The organism is Streptomyces sp. NPDC005070, from assembly GCF_053600395.1.
This window is the reverse complement of record NZ_JBSFZS010000509.1, coordinates 1-1,418: the sequence shown is the minus strand read 5'-3', so window position 1 is coordinate 1,418 and position 1,418 is coordinate 1. Positions and strand designations below refer to the sequence as shown.

Here is a 1,418-nt window from a genome sequence, read left to right as displayed (position 1 = left end):
GTTCCCGCCGGCGCCGGAGCCGTTGAGGAGCACCCCGTAGATCTTCGGGCGGATGTCACCGTTGTCGGCGACGTTCCTGCCGATGGCATGGTTGGCCAGGTCTCCGGTGCGGTACAGCGGGCCCGGGTCGAAGGGGATGGGCGACGCGTCGAGGTAGCCGTGCATCAGTCCGGCCGGGCGGTCGCTGAGGTCGATGCAGATCTCGCCCTCGGAGGCGGGTGTCGTCGTGCCGGGAGGGCACAGGAGAACCCGGTAGCCGGGCAGGGGCCGTCCCAGTGAGGTGGGGTGGCGGTGTTCGCCGGGTGGCACGCCGATCACTGCTGTCAGCTCCGACTGGCCGTATCCGTTGCGGACGGTGACACCCCAGGCGGCCCGTACGGCGTCCACGATGTCGTCGGTGAGCGGCTCGCCCACGCTCGTCGCCTCGCGCAGGGCGATACGGCGTCCGGTGAGACCTGCCTCGACGAGCCGTCGCCAGATGGCGGGGGGCGCGCAGAAGCTCGTCGCCCGGGTGCGTTCCAGTGCGTCCAGGACCAGGTCGGGGGTGGCATGGCGGGTGTCCACGGAGACCACCTGGGCCTCGGCGTTCCACGGCGCGAACAGCGAGCTCCAGGGGTGCTTGGCCCAGCCGGGGGACGAGATGTTCAGGTGGATGTCCCCGGGTTTCAGGCCGGCCCAGTACATCCCGGAGAGGTGTCCGATCGGGTAGCTCTCGTGGGTGTGGCCCACGAGTTTGGGCCGAGCGGTGCTCCCGGAGGTGAAGAAGCAGCACATCAGTTCGTCGGCCGGGGTCGGGTCCTGTGCGGTGAAGCCGTCGGTGAACCGTGCCGCCTCCCTCCAGGACCGCCAGCCGTGGACCGGTTCGCCCACGCAGACCCGGAGTCCCGCGACGGTGTTCAGAGCGGTGTCCTGGAAGGCGGGCGCGGCGGCGAGGGCGGAGGCGGCCACCACATGGCGGACGCCCGCGCGCCGCAGCCTGTCGTCCACCTCTTCGGGGGCCAGCGTGGTGAAGAGGGGCACGGCCACGGCACGCAGTTTCATCAGGGCCAGCAGCAGCTCCCAGACCTCGACGCCGTTGTCGAGGAGGAGGGCCGCCCGGTCGCCCTGGCGCAGGCCCTGGGAGCGGAGCCAGCCGGCCACCTGGTTCGAGCGGTGGTGGAGGTGTGCGAAGGAGACCTGCCGGTCGCCGTGCGGTGTGATGACCCGCAGTGCGGTCCGGTCGTTGTCCCGGGCCACGGGATCGAACCAGTCCAGGGCCCAGTTGAAGTACCGCGGCCGGGGCCGGCGGAACGTGTCGCGGGCGCGGTGGTGGTCGTACGTGTGGCGCAGCAGCAGGTCCCGGGCGGCCCGGAACTCGTCGTCCACGCGGTGGCCCGGGAGCGCGGCGTGAGCCCTCAGCAGGTGACCCTCGCCTGGCT

The 1,418-nt window shown here is 71.8% G+C and carries 1 protein-coding gene; it reads right to left on the bottom strand.

The features are described from left to right. A partial coding sequence (locus ACWEBX_RS40675; RefSeq protein ID WP_451889719.1) for an AMP-binding protein occupies window positions 1-1,365 on the bottom strand: 1,365 nt, incomplete at its 3' end. Window positions 1,366-1,418 lie beyond the last annotated feature (53 nt).